The organism is Stenotrophomonas sp. YJH_SMC_10 (assembly GCF_059371555.1).
This window is the reverse complement of the sequence record NZ_JCAFUS010000025.1, coordinates 1-20,777: the sequence shown is the minus strand read 5'-3', so window position 1 is coordinate 20,777 and position 20,777 is coordinate 1. Positions and strand designations below refer to the sequence as shown.

Sequence of the window (20,777 nt, the reverse complement as noted above, 5' to 3'; positions counted from 1 at the left end):
TGCGGTGGCAACTGGCCCTTGCTCTACCTGCACGTCAGTCACGTAGATGACCCCGTTAGGCTGTTGGCCCAAACCTGCATTGCGGGAATTCCAATCGGAACCGCCAGAGAACCAGATCGTCAGCGCCAAGTTGTCCCCAGCGGCGGCCGTCTTACCTGCAGTACTCGGGACAGTGAGGGTGTGGACAATGGTCGTCCAGCCTGCACCGATCGAAAAAACCTTGCTGCCGATACCGGTAACCGCCGGTGTGCCGCTTCGAAAATTCTGCACGAACTCAATGGCAATCTGCCTGCTTGTACCGGTAGGAGCGAACACACGCATGGACACTGTTACCTGCTTCCCCTGCATCGTGTGTACGTTCTCGATGCGTTGCTCCATAACAGCGTAGTGCCCGGCGCCGCCGCTGATGGCGATTTCAGTTTTTGGCAGCGCCTTGCCGCTATTCTGAACCTGATCGTAATCAGCAGGGTTGAGCACATTTGCTGTCAGCGTTATTGATGCGCCGGCACCAGCGTTGATCAGCCAACGATCCGCCGAGTACTTGGCATCGCTGCTATTGGCTGGTGCCGTTGACGTGAACGTGTTACCCCGCTGCCAGATTCCGAAACCGCCGTTGATAAGTACGTTCTTTCCGATGAAGCGTGCACCAAGCGCAGTGTCTGCGTTCTGGCGTGCGGTCACTTCTGCAGCGATGGCCTGCGAGAGCGCAGTATCGGCATCGTCACGCAGCTGCTTCTCCTGCTGCAGTGCGACCTTCAGGTCCTCCACGTCCTGACCACCGGCCTCCAATGCCGTAAGGCGTCCCTCGGCATCTGCGAAGTTGTCGTTGCAGGTTGCAAAGGCCGTGAACGCGTCGTCGCCTAGGCGGCCGTCCGGCTGGATGGTGGTTTGATCGATGAGTTTCTGCGGCATGTGTGTTCTCTGCTGTTGATCGCCCACGGCAAAGCGGGCCGGACATGCCGGCCCGCGCCTTGTGCGGTTTCAGTTCTCGACCGAGATGATCGACAGGCTCTGCGTGATGGACTGCTGCTGGAAGGAGCCGGAGGTGTGCGACACGGTCTGCTCGGTGAAGCTGGTGATCACCGCGCGGTAGGTCATCGTCTGCGCGCTGGTGCTGGTGTCGTTCACCGTGAACGATCCGCCCCAGTCGGAAATCGCATTGTCCGGGCCATCCGTCTCATTGAGGATGTTCACCCCGCCGCTGGCGTTGAGGACTTGCCACAACGATTCAGCGCCCTCACCCACTCGCCGATAGATTTCCACGCGCGCCGTGTTCTGGCCCCCGCCAGCGACGAATCCGTCAGTGCCATAGGTCGTCTTCGTGCGCACATGTCGACGGGAGAAGCTGACAGTGACGCTCCGCACCCGACCGTTGGTGGCGAACGGCCCGTTGACCAGCTCCACACCGACTGTCTGCGTGGTCGTCGTCTGGACCGCGTTGCGCAGGATGCCCGCCGACAGCTGGCCACCGAAGTAGGCACTGCCGTTGGCGTCCATCCACATGACCGCGTTGGACTTCGCCGCGGCCCCAGCGCCGACGTTCGGCCCGAAGTAGTCAACAAGGTTGTCGCCGGCAGCGCCGAAGTTGGTGCCGATGATGCGTTGGGCGGCCCCCTTCCAGACGCGCAGGAAGCCGTCGCGCCACTCCATGCCCTCGCTGGCCCCGGGCGAGATGACCTCGAACGTGTTGCTGGCGAAACGGGTGTTGATGACCTGGCCATTGTTGTCAATGACCATGCCACCGATCAGCGGTCCGCCGCCGCTGTTGGCGATGACGTTCAGGAACGCCCGCGCCAACACCTGGGTCAGCCCGTTCTCGTTCTGCACGACGCGGGCCTCCATGCCCTGGACCACTTCGGCGCTGGCCTTGCCGGACACCTCCGCCTTCACCGACGCAAGCTGGCCCGTGACGGCCTCTATGCCGTTCTCGGTGATGGCCACGCGGGCGTCAATGCGCTCCACGTAGTCGGATGATGCCTTGCCCTCCAGCTCTGCGCCCACGTGCTCGATCTGTTCGGCTTGGCTGGCCTGCTCGGTAGCGATCAGCTCGATGGACTTCGTGGCACTGGCCTTGAAGTCGCCCAGCTCGACGTTGAGCGAATCGACGATCTTGGCCACCGCCCGATCACCCTGGACCATGACCGACTGCCAGGTGCGCACGCCGGCGTAGACGTTCCGGTCACCCGCGTTCCAATCGCGGTCGCCGGCGTGCTTGTACGTCATCTGCGCTTCCAGCGACGACGTGCGGTCTCCGACCGCGCGCAGGCCCTCTTCGGTTTCCTCCACCCGGCCGCTGACCGCGTCGACCGCCTCAACCGACGCCACCTTGCCATCACCTGCTGGCATGCGCGCGACAATGGCGTTGATCCGGCCAGCCTCGGCCGCCAGGTCTGAAGCGTTCTGGTAGGCCATGTCGATCGACGCAGCCAACGCCTCGCCCACGCCAGAGAAGTTGCCCACCAGCTGCCAATCAACCGGGGAGGCGCCAGGCTCGGCGTCGGTGTTCTCGCGCAGCGCCCGGTACAGCTTCCCGTCGTGCCGGGTGAAGTCGCCCACCGGGTAGGTCTTCCCAGCCTCCCATTCGTCGGCCTCGGTCAGATCCGCGACGATCGCTCCGATGGCATCGGCGTGCGCAATGGCCGCTGCCATCGCGTCGTTTGCCTTCTTTGTTGCGTCGGCCGCGGCTTCACTCGCGACACGGGCATCCTCGTTGAACCGCTCGATCTTCTCCTGGTCGATGCGCTGCTGCGCGTCGATGAGCTCCTGAATGGTCTTGTCGATCACCTGGCCGAGGTTGGCGCCGAGCTTCTTGGTGATGACACGGGCCTCGGTGGACAGCTCCCCCGACGTGTTCACACTCCGGCAGGCGAAAGTCCAGTCGCCCGACTCCGGCACAACGGCTTCGAAGGGCACTGCGTGGTAGCCGCTGCCCCCGATGGGGATCATCTGCTCCCATTCCGGTCGCAGCACCGCGCCCTGCATATAGCGGATCTCGACGCCGGCAAAGTCCGGCGACTGGATGCTGTTGGCCAGGAATCCCCAGGTGTACATGCGCACGCCGCCGGACAGCTCGTCCACGTCGAAGAAGTCCACCAGCCGCGGCGGGACATCCGCACCGGCCGTGATGTAGGTCACCGACGCTGCAACGCCGGCCCGGCCGTCGGGGCTGAACGGTCGGACCACCACGGTGTACTGGTCCGCATGGCTGATGCGCCAGGTGGCCGTGCGGGTGGTGGTCTGGGCCACCTCGGAGAGCACACCGTCGCTGCCGGCGGCCAGCACCACGATGTTGCCGACCGGGCCGCTGATCTCGAAGGTGACGGTCAGCTCGGTGAACACCGTATCGCCCTGGACCACCTGCTGCTCAGTGATGGCCAGGCCGCTGGCAATCGGGCGGCTGGTGATCGGGTTGGTATTGACCGGCGGGACGTATTCGCCGGTGAGCACGTAGTTCCAGAACTCGGGTGGTTCGGGTACCACGGACACCTTGGCGCCTTTCAGGTCGCTCTCGGGCTCGATGCCAACCACACGGACCCGGTACCCCGGCGTCTGCCTGAAGTCGTAGATCCAGATGGTGTCGTGAGCCGGGTTGTCCGGTGTGTCGCCGGGCAGCGGCGCATCGCCTGGCCAGGAACCGGTCAGGCGGATGGTGTCGCTGGTGCCGGTGAACGGCTGCACGCCGAACACGCGGTACACCCGTTCGCCGGGGACGCGCAGGCCGATCCAGGCGTTGCCGTTGGTCGGCGCCTGGACCGGCTCGTCCAGCCGCAGCGTGACAACGCCGTTGGCCGCGGCGGCCGAAACGATCCGGCCGCCGGCGCCCCACTGCGTCAGGTCGTGCTGCAGGGCCAGCAGGGACAGGCGACGATAGCTCAGGTGCTCGATGTCCGTGCTGTAGGTGATGTCCTTGTACTGGTAGAGGGATTGCGCCAAGTGATAGCGCGCCATCCGCGCGGCGTGCGCCTCGTTGGTGATGCCCTCGCCCTCCACCGTGGCCGGGTTGAGCATGGTGGTCACGCCGGGCGCGGCTACGCGCAGGGTCTTGGTCGTCCAGTCGGTGGCGTCGTAATAGCTGTACTCGATCCCGTCGGCGGCGTTGGCCAGGGTGTAGTCAACCTGGAATTGCCCCTTCTTGATGGTCGCCATGTTGACCACGCCGGACAGCGGCTGCTCCGACCCGGCCCACACCACCGACAGGCGGCCGCCGGCCCATGTGATCTGGCCGAACCCGGCCAGCGCGACGGCGCCCAGCACGTCGTCGTGGTTGCGGACGTCCTTGATGTAGTTCGAGTAGCCGTAGCCGTTGGCCTGGCAGAACAGCATGAAGGCCTTCAGCGCCTCGATATCGATCTGGACGTCGTCCAGGCCGATGCCGGCGATCAGCTTGCCGTGCTCGTCCCTGAAGCCGCGGGCATAGGCCAGGATCAGTGCGCCCGGGTTGTTGGTCTCCTTCGTCGCCCACCCCGCCTCCGTCCAGACCGGTGCCGGCTCGGCGTAGGCGACGCAGCGGATCTCGTCCGGCTGGCCGTTGAGCTGCCCGGTTGCCTTGATCCGGATGCCGATTCGGGCCAGACCGGCGTAGTCGGCGGTGTCCTTCTGGATGCTGGTCAGGGTGGACCAGGTGAAGTCGCTGGTGGCGCCGCTGCCGTCGGTGTTGTGGCCCGCAATGCGGACCCGCACTTCGTACTGCCCCTCCGGTACATCCCGGGAGTAGCTGCGTCGCTGCTGCTTCTGTGACCGGCTGACGATCGAATAGGACCCGAAGAAGCTCCAGTTGGCGATGCCGACGGCGCGGTACTGGATCTCAATCGTCTCCCGGTTGTCCTTCGGCTTGCCCTTGCTGGTCGTGTCGAACAGCATGAAGTCCACGTCCACCTTCAGGCGGATCGTGTTCGGGCTGCTGGTGCGCTGCACCCACGGGCTGGCCTGGCCTTTCTCCGCCTCCAGCGCGCCGCCGTTGATCGTGTCGGCGTTGCTGTAGAGCGGGATGGCCTCGCTGGGCATCTCGGAAAAGCCGTTGTGCCACACCGTGACGCCCTCGAAGGACGACAGCAGCGCATCGCCGTTGTACAGCGCCTCCACGCGCCCCACGTTGATGCCCGCCGTCAGGGTCATGGCGAGGTACTGGTCGTCGGCCTCGTACCAGGTATAGGGGTTGCTGGCCACGTCCGGCGCGATGCGCAATGGCCCGCCCAGCAGCAGCGGCAGGGGCTGGTACGGGCGCGGCTGATTCCGGGCCGCGCCGATGGTGTACACCGGGCTGGCATCGCTTGCGCTGGGCTTGGGCCGCTTGGGCCCCAGCACTTTCTGGATCAGCAGCGCACCTGCGGCGTAGATCGCGCCCTGCGCCAGGCCGGCGACGGCTGCGCTGTAGCCGGCGGCCACGATGGCCGTACCGACACCCATGGTGAAGACGGTCAGGGCGATCAGCGCAACGATCATCAGCGCGGTTTTCTTGACCACGCCTCGAACCTCGATCACCGTTCCGTCCTTCGGGCGCACGCGGTCCATGACCTCATGCGGCACGACCACCCCATTGATGCGTACCTCCCACAGATCGCTGGTGTAGTCAGGCACCACCCGTGCCAGGAAGCCGCCCAGCCGCTCCCCCTCCTGCAACTGCGCCGCCAGGGTACGCTGGCCCTCCAGCGTCACCGGGTGCGGTGTGATGATCAGCGGCGCGTCCTTGATCAGGCCCATCTGTAGTAACCCTCAATCCTCAAGCCGAACTCCGGCAGGTCACGAACGCGGTGCAGTACGCTGCAGCCGTTCTTTTCGTTGGAATGCAGCACCCACCCCTCGTGGGCCAGGTGGAAGTAGACGCCGGCGTGGCCGGCGCGCTTCTGCCCGTGCTCGACCATCAGCACCAGGTCACCGTCCGTTGGCACGGCCACCGCGGTCCCATACGGCCTCGACAGCTCGCCGATGGCGGCTTGGCCCACCACGCCTCTCGGGCGGCCGTTGGGGAGCTGAACTGCGCGCCCGAACAGCTGCCGTTGGACCAGCACCACGAAATCGGCGCAATCGCACGTGTGCTCGCAGTACGGCACGCCCACCAAGGCTTCTACGTCTGCCAGCCGCATCAGAAGATCCCCGGTAGCGTGAACGGGTTGGCGCGCAGGCGCACGGCCTGCTGCCGCATCAGGTAGTCGACACCGCACTGAGCGGTGGCGGTGGCGCCGGCCACCGACACGCTGGTGATCGGCAGGTAGTAATCCCGCTCGTACAGGTTGGGGTCTGCACGGTCCGACACCATCAGCCGCGCCATCATCAGCTCGTTCGGCCCCAGCGCCTCCAGGTCCTCGGAGATGCCGCGCCCGACATTGTCCAGCACCAGCTGGGCACGCGGGGACTGGCCGCGGGTGTCATCGGGCAATTTGAAGCCAAAAGGCACGCCCATGTAGGGAATGCCCTGGCTTACCCAGTCCTGGTTGTCGTTGACGATGCGCAGCGGACCCGGCAGCGACGGCGAGGTGATGGACAGGAACAGCAGCGTCCCACTGGTGTCGGTCAGCCGCGTGGAGATGCGCGGCAGGTTGTTGATGTAGGCGTTCAGGGCGTCGAAGCTCAGCACGCCCAGAGCCAGAAGGGTCTGCAGATCCATGGTGATTTCTCTCTTGGAATGGGATACGAAAAGGCCCCGCGAAAGCGGGGCCAGGGGTCAGCGGGTGAAGAGGGAGCTGCTCGGCGGTCAACCGCCGGCAGCGGCTGCGATGGTGATGGTGTCGCTGATGGCTTCGCCCAGGTCGGTGGCCGTCACCTTGAGGGTGTAGTCGCCCGCGGCGCTCAGCGTCGCGGCATCCCAGGTGATGACGCCGCCCACGGCTGCCTTTGCACCGCCGCCGGCCAGGTTTCCGGTGCCGCTGGCCTTGGCCAGAGTGGCGCTGACGGTGCTGCCGGTGACCAGGGCACCAAAGACGTCCTTGACGTGTACCACGATCGGGCCCAGCGCAACCCCGGCGGTGCCGGTCAGCGGTTCGGACACGAACACCAGGTGATCGGCTGCGTTCGACGCGATCGGCTGCTGGGTCCAGCGGGTGATGATTCCCGACTCGGCCAGGCTCAGCGCGGCCAGCAACTTCTGATCGTCGGTAACGCCGTCAGCCCAGACCAGCTTTTCGCCAAAGACCTCTGCATCGCGTGCGATCGCTGCGCCCTTCACCGGCAGCTCGCCAGCGTTCGCACCGGTATCCACCGGGCCGTAGAGCACCTTCACCGCATCGGCACCGTTGGCGGCCACGGTATTGTCGGCCTTGAGCAGGGTGCCGGCGGCCAGCATGCCCTGCCCGGCCGGCAGACGGATCAGTTCGCGGCTGCGCTCGCCGCCTGCTTCGGACAGCAGGAATTCGCCGGTACGGGTGCCGGCCAGAGAGATTTCCATCGTCAGTTACCTCGGTTCTTGTAGATGTTGTTGGGGTTCAGCTGCGCCTTCATTTCGGCGGCTCGTTGATCGGCCATGGAGGCCGGGTGTGCGGTGACGACCTGAGTACTCCGGCCCTCTTCCGCCTTCATCGACAACAGCTGTGCACGCACCGTGTCGAGGTCGGTGTTCTTCTCGATGAAGCTGGCCGCGATCGTGTCATCGCCACGCAGTGCGGCCGCGCATGCATCCTGGACTGCGGTCGCGTACTCGATCGCGCTTGCCGCCTGCTCACCCTGCGGCATCGGGCGACGCAGCAATGCCACAGCGAGCGCCGGCGGTAGATCGCTGGAAGCGACCGCGGCAGCCAGCGCGGCTGTCGGGTTCTCCGAGACGGCTGCCGGCGGCGCGAGTGCGGCCTCGGGTACCAACGGCGTTGCCGCTGCCTCCGGCTCGTCGTCCGGATCCGGGCCGCCCGGCGCGGGCGGCGGTGCCGCTTCGGCCGCGCCGAGGTGCGCGATCAGGTCGTGCCAGGTGCCGAGCCGGGTAGCAAAACCCACCGCCACAGCGGCCTGGCCGCGGTAGCAGGCAGCCTCGGTGGCGCGCACCGCTTCGGCCTGCATGTCGAGGTTGCGCGCCACGGTATCGACGAACAGCGTGTACATGTCCTCCAGATCCGCCATTGCCTCTGCGTGCGCTTCCTCGCTGAGGGGGAAGTTGGGGTTGAAGTCGACCTTGCGGGCACCTGCGAAAAGCGGGGTGACCTTCAGGCCGATCTGTGCGTTGTTGCCGCTCCAGTCATGGTGGAAGCGGACCACGCCTACCGACCCGACACCGCCGGTGCGGCTGATCCAGATCTCGTCGCAGGCAGAAGCGAGGGCGAAGCCGGCGGAGTACGCATGGTCATCGACCAGCGCGTACACCGGCTTCCGGCCACGCGCCTCGAAGATGTGGTCGACCAGGTCAAAGCAGCCAGACGCCATGCCGCCCGGCGTGTCCAGTCGCAGGATGATGGAGGTCACCGCATCGTCGTTGAGCAGTTCATCGAAGGTGTCGCGCACCGCGGCATAGCTCACCGGACCTGGACCGCTGGCGCCGGGCATCGGCCGGTTGACCATTGCACCGGACAGGTTGATCACACCGATCAGTTTCTGCGCGACGCCCATCGGCTGCCCGTCGGCGCCGGACACTTCGAAGCGGTCGGCCTTCAGCACGCTGTCGTCGCTGGTGACCTTCCCTTCCAGATAGCCGCCCACCAGTGCCTCGCCGATGGTCGGCTGCACCAGCAACGGCTGATTGAGGACCGCGGCCGCGAGCGAGGCCACCACAGGCGCACGGCTGCCGCGACCCAGCATTCGGGCCAAGAGGCCAGGCTTACTCGTCATCGTCATTCCCTTCATCGTTGTTGGCGCCAGGGGCGCCGGGTTTGTCGTCCTGCCGGGCACCGGAGGCGTTCGTACGCCTCGGGTCGCTGTCGTAGCGAAGCCCGGCCGCGTCTGCGCGCTCGTTGTCCAGCGCCTGCTCAGCGTCGACCTGTTCGGGATCCTCGCCAGCGCCCAGCACCACCTTGCTGCGTGATTTGAAGCCCGCCCGCACAGCCTTGAGTTCGGACGTCACGTCCTGCACCGGGTGGCTCCACGGCCAACCCTCGGGCACCCACAGGGTTTCGGTCACGTCGTCGCGAAGGGCCGCATACCGTGGCACCTTCAACAGACCAGCCAGCACCGCCTGATCAATGAAGGCGTCGCGAACCTTCTGGCAGAACATGGGGATCATGTAGAGCCACTGGTCCTGCTCGATGACACGGCGGAACTCGTTGAGGATCAGGCGCAGCGCGCGGTCGGAGACGTTGCGCAGGTCGCCGGTGAGCACCTCGTAGGGCACGTCCTGGCTGGCGCAGATCGCCAGCAGGTGACCACGCAGGAACTCCGCATAGTCAGAGCCGGCACTGGGCGGATTGGCGAAGTCGATTTTCCGACCCGGTGGCAGCTCCTGCAGCGTGCCGGGTTCCAGGCCACCGATGGCCGTTCCATCGGCGTCCTCACCGGTGATCAGATCTCCGACGGCATCGCCCTCGTCGCCATCAACGCTGGCATCTGATGTGATGAAGCCGGCGAACAGGTTGGCCAGCGCCTGCCGTTCCAGCACCGCGTCATCGAGGCGGTCCAGGTTGAACATGCGCAGCAGAGCCGGAGCGGAGCGTGGTACGCCCCGCATTGCACCGGCGCGGCTCGGCCGGAAGAGGTGCAGCACCTGCTCCGCAGGCACACGCACCAACTCGTTGCCGTTGACGGTCTGCTGCAGATCCCCGGGATGTTCCCGGTACATCCAGTAGGCTACGCGGCGCCCGATGCGATCGACCTCAATGCCTTGTCGAATCGCGTTTCCGTTGCTGGCCACGCCGTTGTAGTGCTGCGGGCACTGCTCCGATTCGATCAGCTGCACCTGCAGCGGCACCGGCAAGCCGTCCTCGGGCCGCCGGTAGCGGAGCCGGGCGAACACCTCGCCGGCTTCGTTCCACTCGCGCCAGGACAGCGCCTGCAGGCCCTCCCAGCCCAGCACGCCGTCTGCATCAGCGTACTTGCCCCAGCGGGTCCACAGCTTGGTGAGCTTCCTCTTGTGCTCCTTCGACCCCCAAACTGGCTTTGCCTGGATGCCCGTGGCGATGCCGTTGGATACGCTCTTGTTGAGCGCGCTGACCATCCACGGGTCATTGCGGGCCAGATGCCGTGCCCGCGCCAGCAATGTGGACAGGCCCGTCAATGCGGCATTGGGCCCGAGCGAGGTCGGCCGGAAGGTGCGCAGGCGTCGGCCATTGCCGGCGGCGCGGTAAGGGCCTTCGGCGATATCAGACATTTCCGGTCCCCGACTGGTAGAGGCGCACGATGCGACGACGCCGTGGCGCGCCTGATGCTTGGCCAATCTCGTCCCGCATCTGCTTCAGCAGCCGCCGCATCGAGTCCAGGCTTTGGTAGGTCACAGTTCGGTCGGCGTAGCGGACGCTCAGGACGCCCGCCGAGATAGCTGCCTCCAGCTTCGCGACCTGTTCTTTGGTAAATGCCATATCAGCGTCCCAGGTACTTGCTTCGGATGACGCGGCGGGTTCGCGTGCGCGGCGTTGGCGCCGGCGCGACGTCGTCTGCCCTCACGTCTGGGTTGTCGTCCCACGGCGCGGCCCATGCCGGCGGCGCGGTCCAGTTGATGGCCGGAACCTTCAGCCACAGCGCCATGCCTTCGGCATAGCCGCACAGGTCGAAGGCTTCGTTGCGGCGCTTGGCCAAGTTTTCCCAGCCTCGCGCCGTCCTCGATTCGGCCGTCAGCTCTGCGTAGAACGCCTCGGGCAGCCAGTCGGGAAAGTGGTAGTAGCCCGGCCCGGGTTCGGCCCGCTTGATGTTGGCGTCCACCGTGTCCTTCAGTCGGTCCACGTTGAGCAGCAGCTGCGGCACATCGCCCTTCGACCCTGATTTGCGGTCCCGGCGCTTGCTGCTGTCCGGGAAGGTCTCCCGGAACAGCCCACCCTCGCGGCGCGCGTCGCCCTTGATCAGCCTGACCCTGGCGTGCAGCTTCCTGGCCTTGAGCGAACGCCAGAACTCCAGCGCGCGCACCGAGGTGCCCGACTTGCCGCCCCAGTCGATACCCACTGCATGCACCGGCATGCTGCGGCCGGTGGCATCGTCCAGCGGGTAGCGCCGGCAGATGACCTTCTCGACCAGGCGTTCCCAGTCTTCCAGGTACTTCGGAGGGTCCAGTGGCAGGAAGCCGCCCGAACCGTCCTCCCGCTTGGAGGTGCGCAGGGTGAAGGAATCAACCACCCAGCGCTCCAGTTGCCCGGATTCCCCGATGCCGAAGCCCAGCACCAGCACGACGAACCGGTTGGCCTGGACGTCGACCTCACCGAGCAGGAAACGCACGCCCGCCGGCACAGCACCCGCAGGCCAGACCTCGGCCCGCTCCTGCATCTCGTTCGGATCACTGGCAGAGCGCGCTGCCATCGGCACGTAGTTGATCGCGCCGTCGACGTTATGCGTCGTCTTCAGCGGCCGCTCTTCGCCGGTGGTAGCGAACGTCCGCAGCGCCTGGAAGTAGCGCTCGATCAGCGATTCCCAGGACTGGTAGGCGGCTGCAACACCACCCAGCCAGTAGCTGGCGATGCGCGCTTCCGGCCTTTCACCGGTGACCGTTCCGTCGGCGTGCACGACCTGGCCCTCCGCAGCCCACACGCCGCTGCGGTTCATCCCGTCCTTCCACCGGTGCTGCAGGCCCACACCGCAGTGCGGACAGTGCAGCAGCGAGTAGTGCCGCGCCATCTTCTGCACGTCGTCCAGCACGACTCGTTCGAGCAGTTCCTCCATCGGCGGTAACGCGAAGCCGTCATAGCCTGGCGCTGCCTGAAACCGCTCGCCGCACTCCGGGCATGGCCAGTACCAGCGTCGGCGGTCGCCGCGCGCGTACAGCGCCGCGATGCCGGCCGCCGGCGGACCTTGGTGTGGGTGCAGAGGCTTCCACGCACCGTCGGCGTAGTCGGTTGCCGGGCTCGATTCGGCCACCACCATGCCGGCGGACATGTAGGTCTGCGTGCGCTTCAGGCCAAGGCCGAAGCACTCGTCGATAGTCAGGTCGCCGGTGTAGTTGTCCACGTCCGTCATCAGGACGTCGTGGATGCCCAAGCAGAACAGCAGCAGCTGCCGCTGGTAGGCGCGGATTTCAGCCGGCTCCATGCGTGCCTCCGAAACCCAGATCCGCCGCGGCCTGCGCCATGGCGCTGCGGGCGGCGTCACGGTTGCGCACCACGTGCAGTTCTGGCTTGGGTGCAGGCAATGCAGCCATCGCCTCGGGCACGGCGCCGCCGTCCATGACGTGCTTCACCGCCCTCTCGTAGGCGTTGGCCAACATGCGCTGCTGCTGCGCGCCGTTCTCGGCCGTGGCGTAGGCGTGCAGGTCCAGATTCGACCGCACCAGCACGGTGAACCCGCTATGTGCTTGGCCGGGTCGCATCTGGCCATCAACCTCTGCCAGCGACGGCACGCCCAGGCACATGGCCCGGAACTGCCCGGGGTTCGGCGGCCACTGCAGCGCACTGCGCAGGCAGTTGCCCATACCGTCGGCCACCTGTCGCGGGGTGATGCCAACCAGCACCTGGAACCACAATTCACCGGCGGTGGTCAGGCTGCCCGCGTTGTTCACTGGGGCTGAGCCGTTCTCACGCACCCACTTCCCGGGAAACATGCCGGCCATCCGTTCCCACACCGTCCACAGCATGCTCACCGCGCGCTGGTCGGGCTCAGTGGTGGACGGGTTCGAACTCGACGTCGATGACATCGCCGCCCGTTCCGCCAAAGCCGCCAACTCCCGCGCGCTGCTCGAATTGTCGCCGCTGCTCTGTGACCTGATCGGCAGAACCTGGCTGATGGCTTGCATTGGTGCCTCCGGTGGTATTGGGGATTGCGGGCATTGCGCCTGCCGCATGGCGGTTGCGGGCGGTCTTGATTGCCCAAGGGAACGGGTTCGTGACCGGTGGCGATCGCGCCAGCCCTTCAGCGACCGTGTGCCCCAGCGTCTCCGGCGTCACGCCCTCCTTCAGGGCGGCCAGCAGGTCGGGGTGGCTCGGGTTGGTGGAATGGCAACCGGCCTTGCGCATCAGCAAGCACGCACGCCCCGCGTCGGTCACGCCTCCCAGAGATCCTTGAGTGAGATGTGATGTATCTGGAGTAGTAATGGGGTCTGGGGTCTGGGTACCCGTGTTCACACCTGTGTTCACACCACCTGTCACACGTGACTCTGCGTGACATGTCACGCGTGACAACTGATCGAATGTCACGCGCTCGTCGCCCGTGACATGCGTGACATGGAGCGCCTTCAGCTGTGCCATCGTGACCATTCCTCCCGGCACGACGCCGACGGCGCGCAGGTCTTCGAACAGCATGGTTCTGCGTGCTCGGGTGCGTGCTTGGCGCTCGGTTTCATTGCTCTTTCGGGCATCGCGTCGACCTTGGCCCTCGGCAATACGGCCTTGCGCCTTGGCGATTTGTTCATCGCAGCGCTTGCTGTGCCGCAATCCGTCTTCTGCCACGGGGAAGTAGCGCTCGGCGACCTTCTTGACCGCAGCCTTGTCCGCCGCAGTGATTGCGCCGGCGATGATGTACAGCTCGGCCAGGCTCTCTGGCAGCGCCTGCTCTTCCGAGTAGTACGCCAGCATCAGCTTGAAGTAGACGCCGTGGTCGGTCAGGGACAGTCGGGTCGTGTCCTTGAGGTAGTCGCCCGGGAACATCTCGAAGTAGATCATCAGGGATCCCCGGCACCTTGCTTGCCGCGCGCCACAGCACCGGAGCTGCCAATCCTGGTCAGCTCATGCTCGTTGGGCGGCAGCGTCTCCAGCCGGTATGTCTCACCCAGACTGTTGCGCCAGCGATACGCCGTGGCGCGGCTCACGCCGAAGTGCCGGACAATGGCCTCAACGGTTGGGAAATCGCTGAGCTCGACTGCCCAGCGCATGAACTCCATGACGATCCTGGTGGTGTTGTAGCCGGCAAGAGCGTGCTGCGGCGCGCTGCGCCGCGGCTTCTTTTCAGACATCGCGGTGGCTACCGGAGCTACGGCCGGCTCTCGCTCGGCCGGAGCGGCGCGGAGCGCAGGGCCACAGCGCAGACCGAGGGTCGGACTGATGTTCATCCTGTCGCCCCCGCATGACCCGATACGGGAACTTCACGCCCCATCGCGGTGCTCAGCTGCCGCAGGCTGGGAAGCCGCCGCCTGGCGGCCGCCGGGTCGTTGAGGTCCTGCAGCGCTAGCTGCCAGCGATATGCCGTCGCGCGCGACAGGCCGAATTGCTTCTGGAGCACATCAACGCGCACCGGCTGCGGCTGCTCTTTGGCCCAGAGGACTACATCCACCATGGGCAGAAGCGGCACCACACTCTCAGGGATGCGACGGCCGGCACTGTCGAATTCACTGACCACGGCGATTGCCCAGCTCACCATTGCACCGCCGCTCATCGCTGCGCACCCTGCACCGCTCTCGGCGCCAGATCCTGCAGGTGACCCGACACGTAGCGCTTGGCCGTCACCAGTTCCGCCTCGAGCTGACCGATCTCGTCCAGCGCGCGGCGCAGCTCAGGTATGTCCTTCGGGCAGATGCGGCCGTCGGCCAGGACGTTGGTGATCGCTTCGAGCGTGTGACCGAACTCCACCGACAGGCGGGCCACAGCCAGCACGCCGGCATGCGGCTCCATCATCGGAATTCGGGCACCGAGAAAGCCATAGCGCTGGGCCAGCTCGCGCGAGCAGGCGTCGCGCCAGTGCGGCGGCAGCGCACGAACCCACGACTCTTCCAGGTCAACAGGCATCTTGACTGTGCCATTGCGGATGCGGGCAATGAGCTGGCCGTTGGACTTCAGCGCTTTTTCGGTGCTGTCGGCGTCTACACCGACATGGAAGTGCAGGATGCGCTCGGCTGGCGCTACGTCCGCCATGTACTGCTCGGCGATCGCCTGGGCCAGACTGCTGTCGGTGTGGCCGCTGTTGCGGATGGCGTCGGTCGTGTGGCGGAACACCACCGCAGAGCGCGGCTCGTGGTACTGAGGATCAGGCTTCATTTACGCACCTCGGGAGGCGATGCAAAGTGGTCGCCATGGACAGGACGACCGAAATTCATGGATTTGGTGGCTTGCGGATCGCAGCTCAGCGCTCAGGTGAGAACGCGATTACGCCGCGTCGACCGGCACGATCCGGTCAGCGTCTGGGTCGGTCTCCGAGCAGGGGAGTTCGCCGAAGATGTCAGGCCGCAATTCATGCCTCGAGACTTGGGTCATCGCCTCGATCGACAGGATGTGGTGCGCGGCAACCGGCCGACGGCCTGTGCGCCATTGCGAAACCAACGCGGGGTGAACCTTGAGCAGGCGCGCTAGTGCGCCCTGCCCTCCTACCGCGTCGATGGCCTTTTGGATCGGTACCACGGGGTGGTTGGGCTCGTTCATGCGCCAAACATAGCAGTGCTATTTACCCATGTAAATAGCATCGCTGTTCGTTTTCCTGAACACCTTCAAATAGCATCGCTATATGCCTAGGCCAGCCAACCCCAAGACCGCTGAAGGCCGCGCTATCGCGGAGGCCATCACCCGCGCCGGCCTGACCCAGGCGCTGGTTGCCGAGCGACTGGAGGTCACCCCCAGCTTCATTTCTCAGTTTTCGACTGGCTTGCGACCAGTGCCCTGGGACAAGGCAGAGGCTTTGGCCGATGTTCTCGGGCTACAGCCCCAGGAAGTAAGCGCTGAGTACGCTCGCCTCATGGACAGTTTCGGCACGTCTCAGGTTGCGAGACTTAACGCCGATATCGTCGTGGCCGCCATCGCTGTGGTGCGCAAGGCTCTAGATCTGGCCACAGGCGAGACATTCGATGTCGAGCAATCGCCCGATCTGTTTGCCCAGGCGCTGCGCGTTGCACTTGCTGCGGATTTGAGGAAACAGGGGAAGCGTACAGATGGATCTCGATCAGGAGATGGACAAGCTGGCTCAGCTGATCGCGCTGCGCGCGCAGCGGAAGATGGGCGACAAGCCCAAGCTCACGGTGGTCGGAAGCGTAAAGCCGGCTGAGCTGCCGGCTACAGCACCTGATGGAGTCAGCAGGAAGATCACGCACTCGGCGGTCCGCATGGACGTCGTACTTCGTGAGTCCCACTGCCGGATGATCCGGCACTTTCAGAGACGTTGGGGCTCTCCCATGCAGCTCCTGATCGACCAGGCTTGTTTCGGTTACATGGGCATCGAACAGCTTCCGGATGATGACCTGATCCAGCTGCATAAGGACTTGGAGCGCGCCGAAGATTGCCTGCGGGACGGCGTCAGCTTTGAAGATGCCGGCTTACTCCGCAGCCGCTATGGTTAAGAGGCATGACCAATGAGGAAGTATTTTTCTGCCGCTGGGATCGTGGTGCTCGCCCTTTGTGGGTGCGTCAACGCAAGCAACCCTAGCAACGATCCTGCGCGCGCCGCGGCTGCCCGTGCTTCTGCATCGGCAGCCGAGGCTGCGACAAAAGCTCAAGAGGCCATCGACACGCTCAAGGGATCAACGGCCGAACTGTGCGAAGGCGAATCTACTGCTGCCGAGCGCATCATGAAGGCAAGGCAGATGGGCACACCGATGGCTACCGTCATGGCTACTGCAACGAAGTATGGTGAGCCGTACGTGGGCTTCGTCCACAAGGCCTATGACCTTCCTCGCTTGACCAGTGAGGCCGCCAAAGACGTGGTCACGGGGGAGTTTAGAGACGCTGCATACAGCGACTGCCTCAAGCGTTGGGAATTCTGATTTCTTAACGGATTCAGAAATTCATTGAGACAAACACGACTCGTAAACAGCATCGCTATTGTAAAGGTTAGATAGCAGCGCTATTGTTCCGTCATCGGCAGCCGCCGGAACGGAGACCTAGCAATGCCCCTGACCCTCAACACCATGCGCACCGCCCGCGTCGGCCTGGCCGCCTTGGCGTGCTTCACCGCCCTAGGCGTGGTTGCTTGGGCCACCCCCACCGATGCACCCGCCGCGGCTACAGACGACGCGCCGAACGGGCTGGTGATCACCAGCCCCCGCATCTGCGCCGCTCTGGCTGTGTATGAGCTGGCCGCCGGGGACGATTGGGCACTGCGTGCCACCGTCGCCAACACGACCCTCAACGCTTTCCGCGATGCAGACCGGGTGCCCGACTGCGCAGCCGGCGTCACTGCGGCGCTGACGCAGAACTTCGAGCCGGCGCGCTGGCAGCTTTCCCTCGACGCGGCAGATGCCGTCCTGAGCGGCTCCTATGAGATTTCCCCGGCGGCATGCGTCCGGGCCAATGCGGTTGTCCCCCTGTCGACCGCAGACGGCAAAGAGCCGAGCACCTCCCCGGTGCTGGCCCGGGCGCAGTGCGTCATGCACGAACTGGCCTTCGTGGAGGTGGCGCCGTGATCACCGGCCTCCTTACCGAACCGCGCGCCGCGATGATCGGCACACAGCGCCTGCCCCTGAGCCCCACTGAATCTAGGGTGCTGCAGCTGATCATCAACGCAGGTGACACCCCGATCAGCCGCTTCCAGATCGAGCGGGAGATCTACGGCGCCTCTGGCCGCAAGTCGAACACCGTCGAGGTGACCATCTGCCGCCTGCGCCAGAAGCTGGCCCAGCACGGCTACCGCATCAATGCCACCCGCAGCCGTGGCTACACGATCAGCCAGGCCGGTGCAGCATGATCGCCGCCATCACCTACCCCCTCGCACAGCGCGCGGCCGTCGCCGCCAAGGCAGCCGCTACGGCCGCCACTGGTATGGGCTTCGCCCCGAACCTGGTCGCCGCGGCCGCTGACGTTGCCGCGCGCGCAGTGCTGGAGCGTCGCGCCAGTGCCGGCCGAGCCGTCGCCGACGTGCGCAAGAACCTTCGCCGCATGATGCGGGCACAAGGCGGTGCTGCATGAGGGCGCCTGCGATCAAGCTCCCAGCACCCGATCTGACGCCCGACCAGCGCGCGGCCTTGGAGCGCGCGAAGCGCCCCCGCCGCCATCCCTACCGTGTGTATTGCACGCACCAGGCGAGCGCGCAGCGTCAGCGCGAGGCGGAAGAGCAACGCCAGCGCGTCGCGCCGAACCTGCACAGGTTGGTGCGCTGATGGACGGCCTGCATCCGATCGGCGGCGGCTTGGACGCGGTGATCGTCAGCACGGCCACGCCGACGCCCGAAGAACGGCTGCAGCGGTATGCGGCGGCCGTTGCTGCCCACCCGTGCCGCTGGTTCTCGCTGCGCGTGCAGTTCGGCCAGATCCTGCAGCGCTCGCTCAAGAACGGCACACGGGTGGGCTACGCAGCGTGGCAACGGCAGATGCCGGCTCTCTGGCCCCGTGTACACATCAACTGACTGGAGAAGCTTCGTATGCCGACCATCACTGTCGACGTCGACCTTGACGATTTCGATGACCAGGACCTCGTGGAGGAGTGCAGGGTTCGCGGTCTCAATGTGCTGCCCACTGCCCCTGCCGATGTGCCTGTTGCGGAGCTGGTTGTAGAGCGCGCCTATCTCGCGGCTCGCGCCATGACCGAACTTCCGCAGGAACTGAAAGACCTGTTCTGGGTCGTGCATGGCCGCGCAATCGCATGACGTCGAAGGGCCGCCCGGGATGGACCTCCGCAACCAGCTCGACATCTTCGACCACGACCCAGCTCGCCTGGCCAAGGCCAACCGCGTTGCGGCCGAGAACGCCCTGACCGATCCGTTCTTCTCCGCGAAGGTCCGACAGGACCGTCACGACTACTACATCGCCGAAGCCGAACGCCTTGAGCGCTTGGCAGCCATGGCCGAGAAGCCGGCCACCACCGCAGCCTGAGATCTCCCGAATGAAACAGCCTCAGCCCAGCGAAGCCAAATCTTCAACTCCGATCCCCGACAGCGCGATTGAAGCGTTCCGTGCTGCCTACGCTATCCACGGCGCCCAGAAGGGCTACGCCGAGGCCATCCGCGCCGGCCTGGCCGCCGCGGTCCCCCTGATCAGCCAGGACGCCATGCTATCGCTCGAACAGGATGCGCAGGCCTATCTGGTGCGCCAGCTGGACATCGCCCTGAATGGTGAGGCCGCCGCAGCGCGCGAGCCGGTGCTGGCTGATCTTCTGAGCCAGTGCCAAGACGAGGTTCGCCGCCGCAGCGGCCCAGTTTTGACCACGCTTCCGATCTGCGCGCAGCACCACCTACTGCAGGTGTTCAGCGATATGGCGGATCGCGCGCGCCTACTGACCGACGCCGCCGTGCGTGAAGTAGTGCTGATGGGTACTACGGAGGTGCGCTGTGGCTGATCACTCAGTCCAGGTCCAACGGATGAGCACGCGCGTAGTCAGCCCCCAGGCCTTCGGCGATTCTCTCGGCCTCATCCTGGCTTGCGTGGTGCGCCATCGTGTGATCACGGAACGCAGGCGCGTCATCACCCTCGCGCCAGACCTCAACTTCCGCGCGCCAGAACGGCAGCGGTTGGCCCTCTGCGATGTACTGGGAGTCGATGTCCAGATGCCATCCGGAAACCAATCGGGTGAAAGGCATGGCTAAGCGTCCGATCCTGACGAATGGAACCATCGTACGCGCTTCCCTGGCGGACGGGCAGCCCGGTGGGATGGTGAGGCTCCCCGATAAGGCCGAGCGCGCGCGGTTTGAGGCATTCCTGAGTGGGAATCCGCTCATTGCCTTGTCCGCTGGTACGGCATGGCAGGTTTGGCAAGCCGCCCTCTCCGCCCAACCCTCCCCGGCAACGTGTAAGGAAGGCTTACAGGTTCATCCCTCCCCGGGTGGTCAGGATGCGCTGGCCGCCGAACTGCTGGCACATGCCGAAGGGCTGGAACGCATGGCAGCAGACGACCGCGAAACCGGCCTGAGCATTGAACAGGCCATCGAGGATGGCGAGGGCTACACCCCGGACGAGGCAACGGATATTGCTGCCGGGCTGCAGCACGATGCCGAACGTGGAGAGGAAACCGCAGTCCTGTTGCGCAAAGCGGCCAGCGCACTCGCCGCCCGCCAGCCGGTGGGGGAGCATGGCGAAGGCGACGAGTTCTTAGCCGGGGTCTGCGTGGCGCTTCAATGCGTCACTGCCCAGGATAGTGGTGTTCTTTGGGCGGAGATCGTGCGCGCGGTTGGGGTTGACGACCTGTTGCAGTACGCTGCGTTCATCGAGCCAGAGGAATGGGATCTGGCTGGATTCAGCAAGTACGCCTCGACCGAGCTGCATCGACGGAAGCCCCGGAGCAAGGCTTCGAAGCAAGCCAAGCGCCCGCCCGCGCAGGCCGTGGACCTGCCCTACTCGCTCGATGCCGACCCAGCTGGTATCCGCGCCCGCGTGTGCGACGTGATCATCGGCACGTTGATGGTTGGAGCGCAGGGCCACACGCCGCCGCCGGCCGGTCACTGGGTAGAGCCGTTCTGGAAAGCAGCGCGTGCCGATGCGGTCACGCAGGCCGTGGACATGGGGCAGCTGCCGCTCGGTATCCGCCTGGTCGAGATCCCCCGTCGCAATGGGCTCGATCCGATCAACGTTTTCGTGCAGGACTACGAGCTGGGGCGTGGCCGAATCGTGGTGACCTGCTACGGGCAGGCATGGTGCGGGTTCTGGGGCGCTATGGGCGACCGCACGGTGATGCAGTTCGTCGCCGCGTGCGACGCCGACTACGTGGCCGGCAACATGCTCAGCGGTCGGCACGAGCATGTAAAGAAGCATGAGCGCGCCTACGTGGGGCGCATCGCCAACGAGGTGATCGCCGAGTTTTGCGCCCTGATCGACAGCCAGGCGGTGGGCAATGGCTAAGCTTGACGACGAAAGCCTGACGCTGATGTTCGATCCGTTCGATGGCGATTTCGGCTCACCAGGGGACAAAGTTCTTTCCGACAAAATGGTGACCGGTCGCAAAGAGCACAAC

Annotated in this window: 27 protein-coding genes; 11 read left to right on the top strand and 16 right to left on the bottom strand. The window is 65.5% G+C overall.

Annotation, left to right across the window (positions count from 1 at the left end):
• From AC5P9C_RS19925 to AC5P9C_RS19855, 15 genes are all read right to left on the bottom strand, one after another.
• Positions 1 to 912: hypothetical protein (locus AC5P9C_RS19925; protein WP_495205258.1), on the bottom strand; the 912-nt coding region annotated here is incomplete at its 3' end.
• Between the two features lie 69 nt (positions 913 to 981).
• Complete coding sequence (locus AC5P9C_RS19920) at positions 982 to 5,700, bottom strand: host specificity factor TipJ family phage tail protein (RefSeq protein WP_495205257.1); 4,719 nt, start codon at positions 5,698 to 5,700, stop codon at positions 982 to 984.
• On the bottom strand, positions 5,691 to 6,083 hold the full coding sequence (locus tag AC5P9C_RS19915) for a hypothetical protein (RefSeq protein WP_064239301.1): 393 nt from the start codon (positions 6,081 to 6,083) through the stop codon (positions 5,691 to 5,693). The genes AC5P9C_RS19920 and AC5P9C_RS19915 overlap by 10 nt, the downstream gene beginning before the upstream one ends.
• A complete protein-coding gene (locus AC5P9C_RS19910; protein ID WP_495205256.1) occupies positions 6,083 to 6,604 on the bottom strand; it encodes a DUF1833 family protein in 522 nt (173 codons plus the stop codon). Before AC5P9C_RS19910 ends, AC5P9C_RS19915 begins: the two co-directional genes overlap by 1 nt.
• An 87-nt stretch (positions 6,605 to 6,691) precedes the next feature.
• The gene (locus AC5P9C_RS19905) at positions 6,692 to 7,381 is read right to left on the bottom strand and encodes a head decoration protein (RefSeq protein WP_099498161.1); all 690 of its coding nucleotides are present in this window, start codon (positions 7,379 to 7,381) and stop codon (positions 6,692 to 6,694) included.
• 2 nt (positions 7,382 to 7,383) lie between these two features.
• Positions 7,384 to 8,760 (bottom strand): S49 family peptidase, encoded by a 1,377-nt coding sequence (locus AC5P9C_RS19900; RefSeq protein ID WP_495205255.1) that lies wholly within the window; start codon positions 8,758 to 8,760, stop codon positions 7,384 to 7,386.
• Positions 8,735 to 10,216, bottom strand: a complete 1,482-nt coding sequence (locus AC5P9C_RS19895) for a phage portal protein (protein ID WP_495205254.1) — start codon at positions 10,214 to 10,216, stop codon at positions 8,735 to 8,737. The genes AC5P9C_RS19900 and AC5P9C_RS19895 overlap by 26 nt, the downstream gene beginning before the upstream one ends.
• Positions 10,209 to 10,424 carry a phage head-tail joining protein gene (locus tag AC5P9C_RS19890; RefSeq protein ID WP_049461274.1) on the bottom strand — a complete coding sequence of 72 codons (216 nt, stop codon included), beginning with the start codon at positions 10,422 to 10,424 and terminating at the stop codon, positions 10,209 to 10,211. The genes AC5P9C_RS19895 and AC5P9C_RS19890 overlap by 8 nt, the downstream gene beginning before the upstream one ends.
• Before the next feature lies 1 nt (position 10,425).
• Positions 10,426 to 12,027, bottom strand: a complete 1,602-nt coding sequence (locus tag AC5P9C_RS19885) for a terminase gpA endonuclease subunit (RefSeq protein WP_495205253.1) — start codon at positions 12,025 to 12,027, stop codon at positions 10,426 to 10,428.
• Between the two features lie 37 nt (positions 12,028 to 12,064).
• A complete protein-coding gene (locus AC5P9C_RS19880) occupies positions 12,065 to 12,697 on the bottom strand; it encodes a hypothetical protein (protein WP_458223244.1) in 633 nt (210 codons plus the stop codon).
• Complete coding sequence (locus AC5P9C_RS19875; RefSeq protein WP_231352332.1) at positions 12,642 to 13,643, bottom strand: YdaU family protein; 1,002 nt, start codon at positions 13,641 to 13,643, stop codon at positions 12,642 to 12,644. The genes AC5P9C_RS19880 and AC5P9C_RS19875 overlap by 56 nt, the downstream gene beginning before the upstream one ends.
• The gene (locus tag AC5P9C_RS19870) at positions 13,643 to 13,933 is read right to left on the bottom strand and encodes a hypothetical protein (protein WP_197591097.1); all 291 of its coding nucleotides are present in this window, start codon (positions 13,931 to 13,933) and stop codon (positions 13,643 to 13,645) included. The genes AC5P9C_RS19875 and AC5P9C_RS19870 overlap by 1 nt, the downstream gene beginning before the upstream one ends.
• A gap of 92 nt (positions 13,934 to 14,025) precedes the next feature.
• Entirely contained in the window at positions 14,026 to 14,352 is a 327-nt protein-coding gene (locus AC5P9C_RS19865; RefSeq protein WP_197591096.1) for a hypothetical protein, read from the bottom strand.
• Positions 14,349 to 14,951, bottom strand: a complete 603-nt coding sequence (locus AC5P9C_RS19860; protein WP_064239326.1) for a DUF8585 domain-containing protein — start codon at positions 14,949 to 14,951, stop codon at positions 14,349 to 14,351. Before AC5P9C_RS19860 ends, AC5P9C_RS19865 begins: the two co-directional genes overlap by 4 nt.
• 108 nt (positions 14,952 to 15,059) lie before the next feature.
• Complete coding sequence (locus tag AC5P9C_RS19855) at positions 15,060 to 15,332, bottom strand: helix-turn-helix domain-containing protein (RefSeq protein WP_064239327.1); 273 nt, start codon at positions 15,330 to 15,332, stop codon at positions 15,060 to 15,062.
• 82 nt (positions 15,333 to 15,414) lie between these two features.
• Between AC5P9C_RS19855 and AC5P9C_RS19850 the strand changes: the two genes are divergently transcribed.
• The 10 genes from AC5P9C_RS19850 (at position 15,415) to AC5P9C_RS19805 (ending at position 19,169) form a co-directional block, all read left to right on the top strand.
• Complete coding sequence (locus tag AC5P9C_RS19850; protein WP_080473171.1) at positions 15,415 to 15,948, top strand: helix-turn-helix domain-containing protein; 534 nt, start codon at positions 15,415 to 15,417, stop codon at positions 15,946 to 15,948.
• Complete coding sequence (locus tag AC5P9C_RS19845) at positions 15,836 to 16,240, top strand: hypothetical protein (RefSeq protein WP_223224759.1); 405 nt, start codon at positions 15,836 to 15,838, stop codon at positions 16,238 to 16,240. The genes AC5P9C_RS19850 and AC5P9C_RS19845 overlap by 113 nt, the downstream gene beginning before the upstream one ends.
• 12 nt (positions 16,241 to 16,252) lie before the next feature.
• A complete protein-coding gene (locus AC5P9C_RS19840) occupies positions 16,253 to 16,663 on the top strand; it encodes a hypothetical protein (protein ID WP_197591095.1) in 411 nt (136 codons plus the stop codon).
• A gap of 123 nt (positions 16,664 to 16,786) precedes the next feature.
• The gene (locus AC5P9C_RS19835; RefSeq protein ID WP_231352333.1) at positions 16,787 to 17,302 is read left to right on the top strand and encodes a hypothetical protein; all 516 of its coding nucleotides are present in this window, start codon (positions 16,787 to 16,789) and stop codon (positions 17,300 to 17,302) included.
• On the top strand, positions 17,299 to 17,583 hold the full coding sequence (locus AC5P9C_RS19830; protein WP_180890545.1) for a winged helix-turn-helix domain-containing protein: 285 nt from the start codon (positions 17,299 to 17,301) through the stop codon (positions 17,581 to 17,583). Before AC5P9C_RS19835 ends, AC5P9C_RS19830 begins: the two co-directional genes overlap by 4 nt.
• Complete coding sequence (locus AC5P9C_RS19825; RefSeq protein ID WP_197591094.1) at positions 17,580 to 17,804, top strand: hypothetical protein; 225 nt, start codon at positions 17,580 to 17,582, stop codon at positions 17,802 to 17,804. The genes AC5P9C_RS19830 and AC5P9C_RS19825 overlap by 4 nt, the downstream gene beginning before the upstream one ends.
• Before the next feature lie 190 nt (positions 17,805 to 17,994).
• On the top strand, positions 17,995 to 18,240 hold the full coding sequence (locus AC5P9C_RS19820) for a hypothetical protein (RefSeq protein ID WP_064239334.1): 246 nt from the start codon (positions 17,995 to 17,997) through the stop codon (positions 18,238 to 18,240).
• Between the two features lie 15 nt (positions 18,241 to 18,255).
• Complete coding sequence (locus tag AC5P9C_RS19815; RefSeq protein WP_495205252.1) at positions 18,256 to 18,480, top strand: hypothetical protein; 225 nt, start codon at positions 18,256 to 18,258, stop codon at positions 18,478 to 18,480.
• 19 nt (positions 18,481 to 18,499) lie between these two features.
• Positions 18,500 to 18,706, top strand: a complete 207-nt coding sequence (locus AC5P9C_RS19810) for a hypothetical protein (protein ID WP_315805995.1) — start codon at positions 18,500 to 18,502, stop codon at positions 18,704 to 18,706.
• Between the two features lie 10 nt (positions 18,707 to 18,716).
• On the top strand, positions 18,717 to 19,169 hold the full coding sequence (locus tag AC5P9C_RS19805; protein ID WP_495205251.1) for a hypothetical protein: 453 nt from the start codon (positions 18,717 to 18,719) through the stop codon (positions 19,167 to 19,169).
• Between the two features lie 4 nt (positions 19,170 to 19,173).
• Here the strand turns inward: AC5P9C_RS19805 and AC5P9C_RS19800 are convergent, their stop codons facing one another.
• Complete coding sequence (locus AC5P9C_RS19800; protein WP_134968298.1) at positions 19,174 to 19,410, bottom strand: hypothetical protein; 237 nt, start codon at positions 19,408 to 19,410, stop codon at positions 19,174 to 19,176.
• On the opposite strand from AC5P9C_RS19800, the gene AC5P9C_RS19795 reads away from it, so the two are divergent.
• On the top strand, positions 19,409 to 20,665 hold the full coding sequence (locus tag AC5P9C_RS19795; RefSeq protein ID WP_495205250.1) for a phiTE_072 family protein: 1,257 nt from the start codon (positions 19,409 to 19,411) through the stop codon (positions 20,663 to 20,665). The genes AC5P9C_RS19800 and AC5P9C_RS19795 overlap by 2 nt on opposite strands.
• Positions 20,666 to 20,777: the final 112 nt, after the last annotated feature.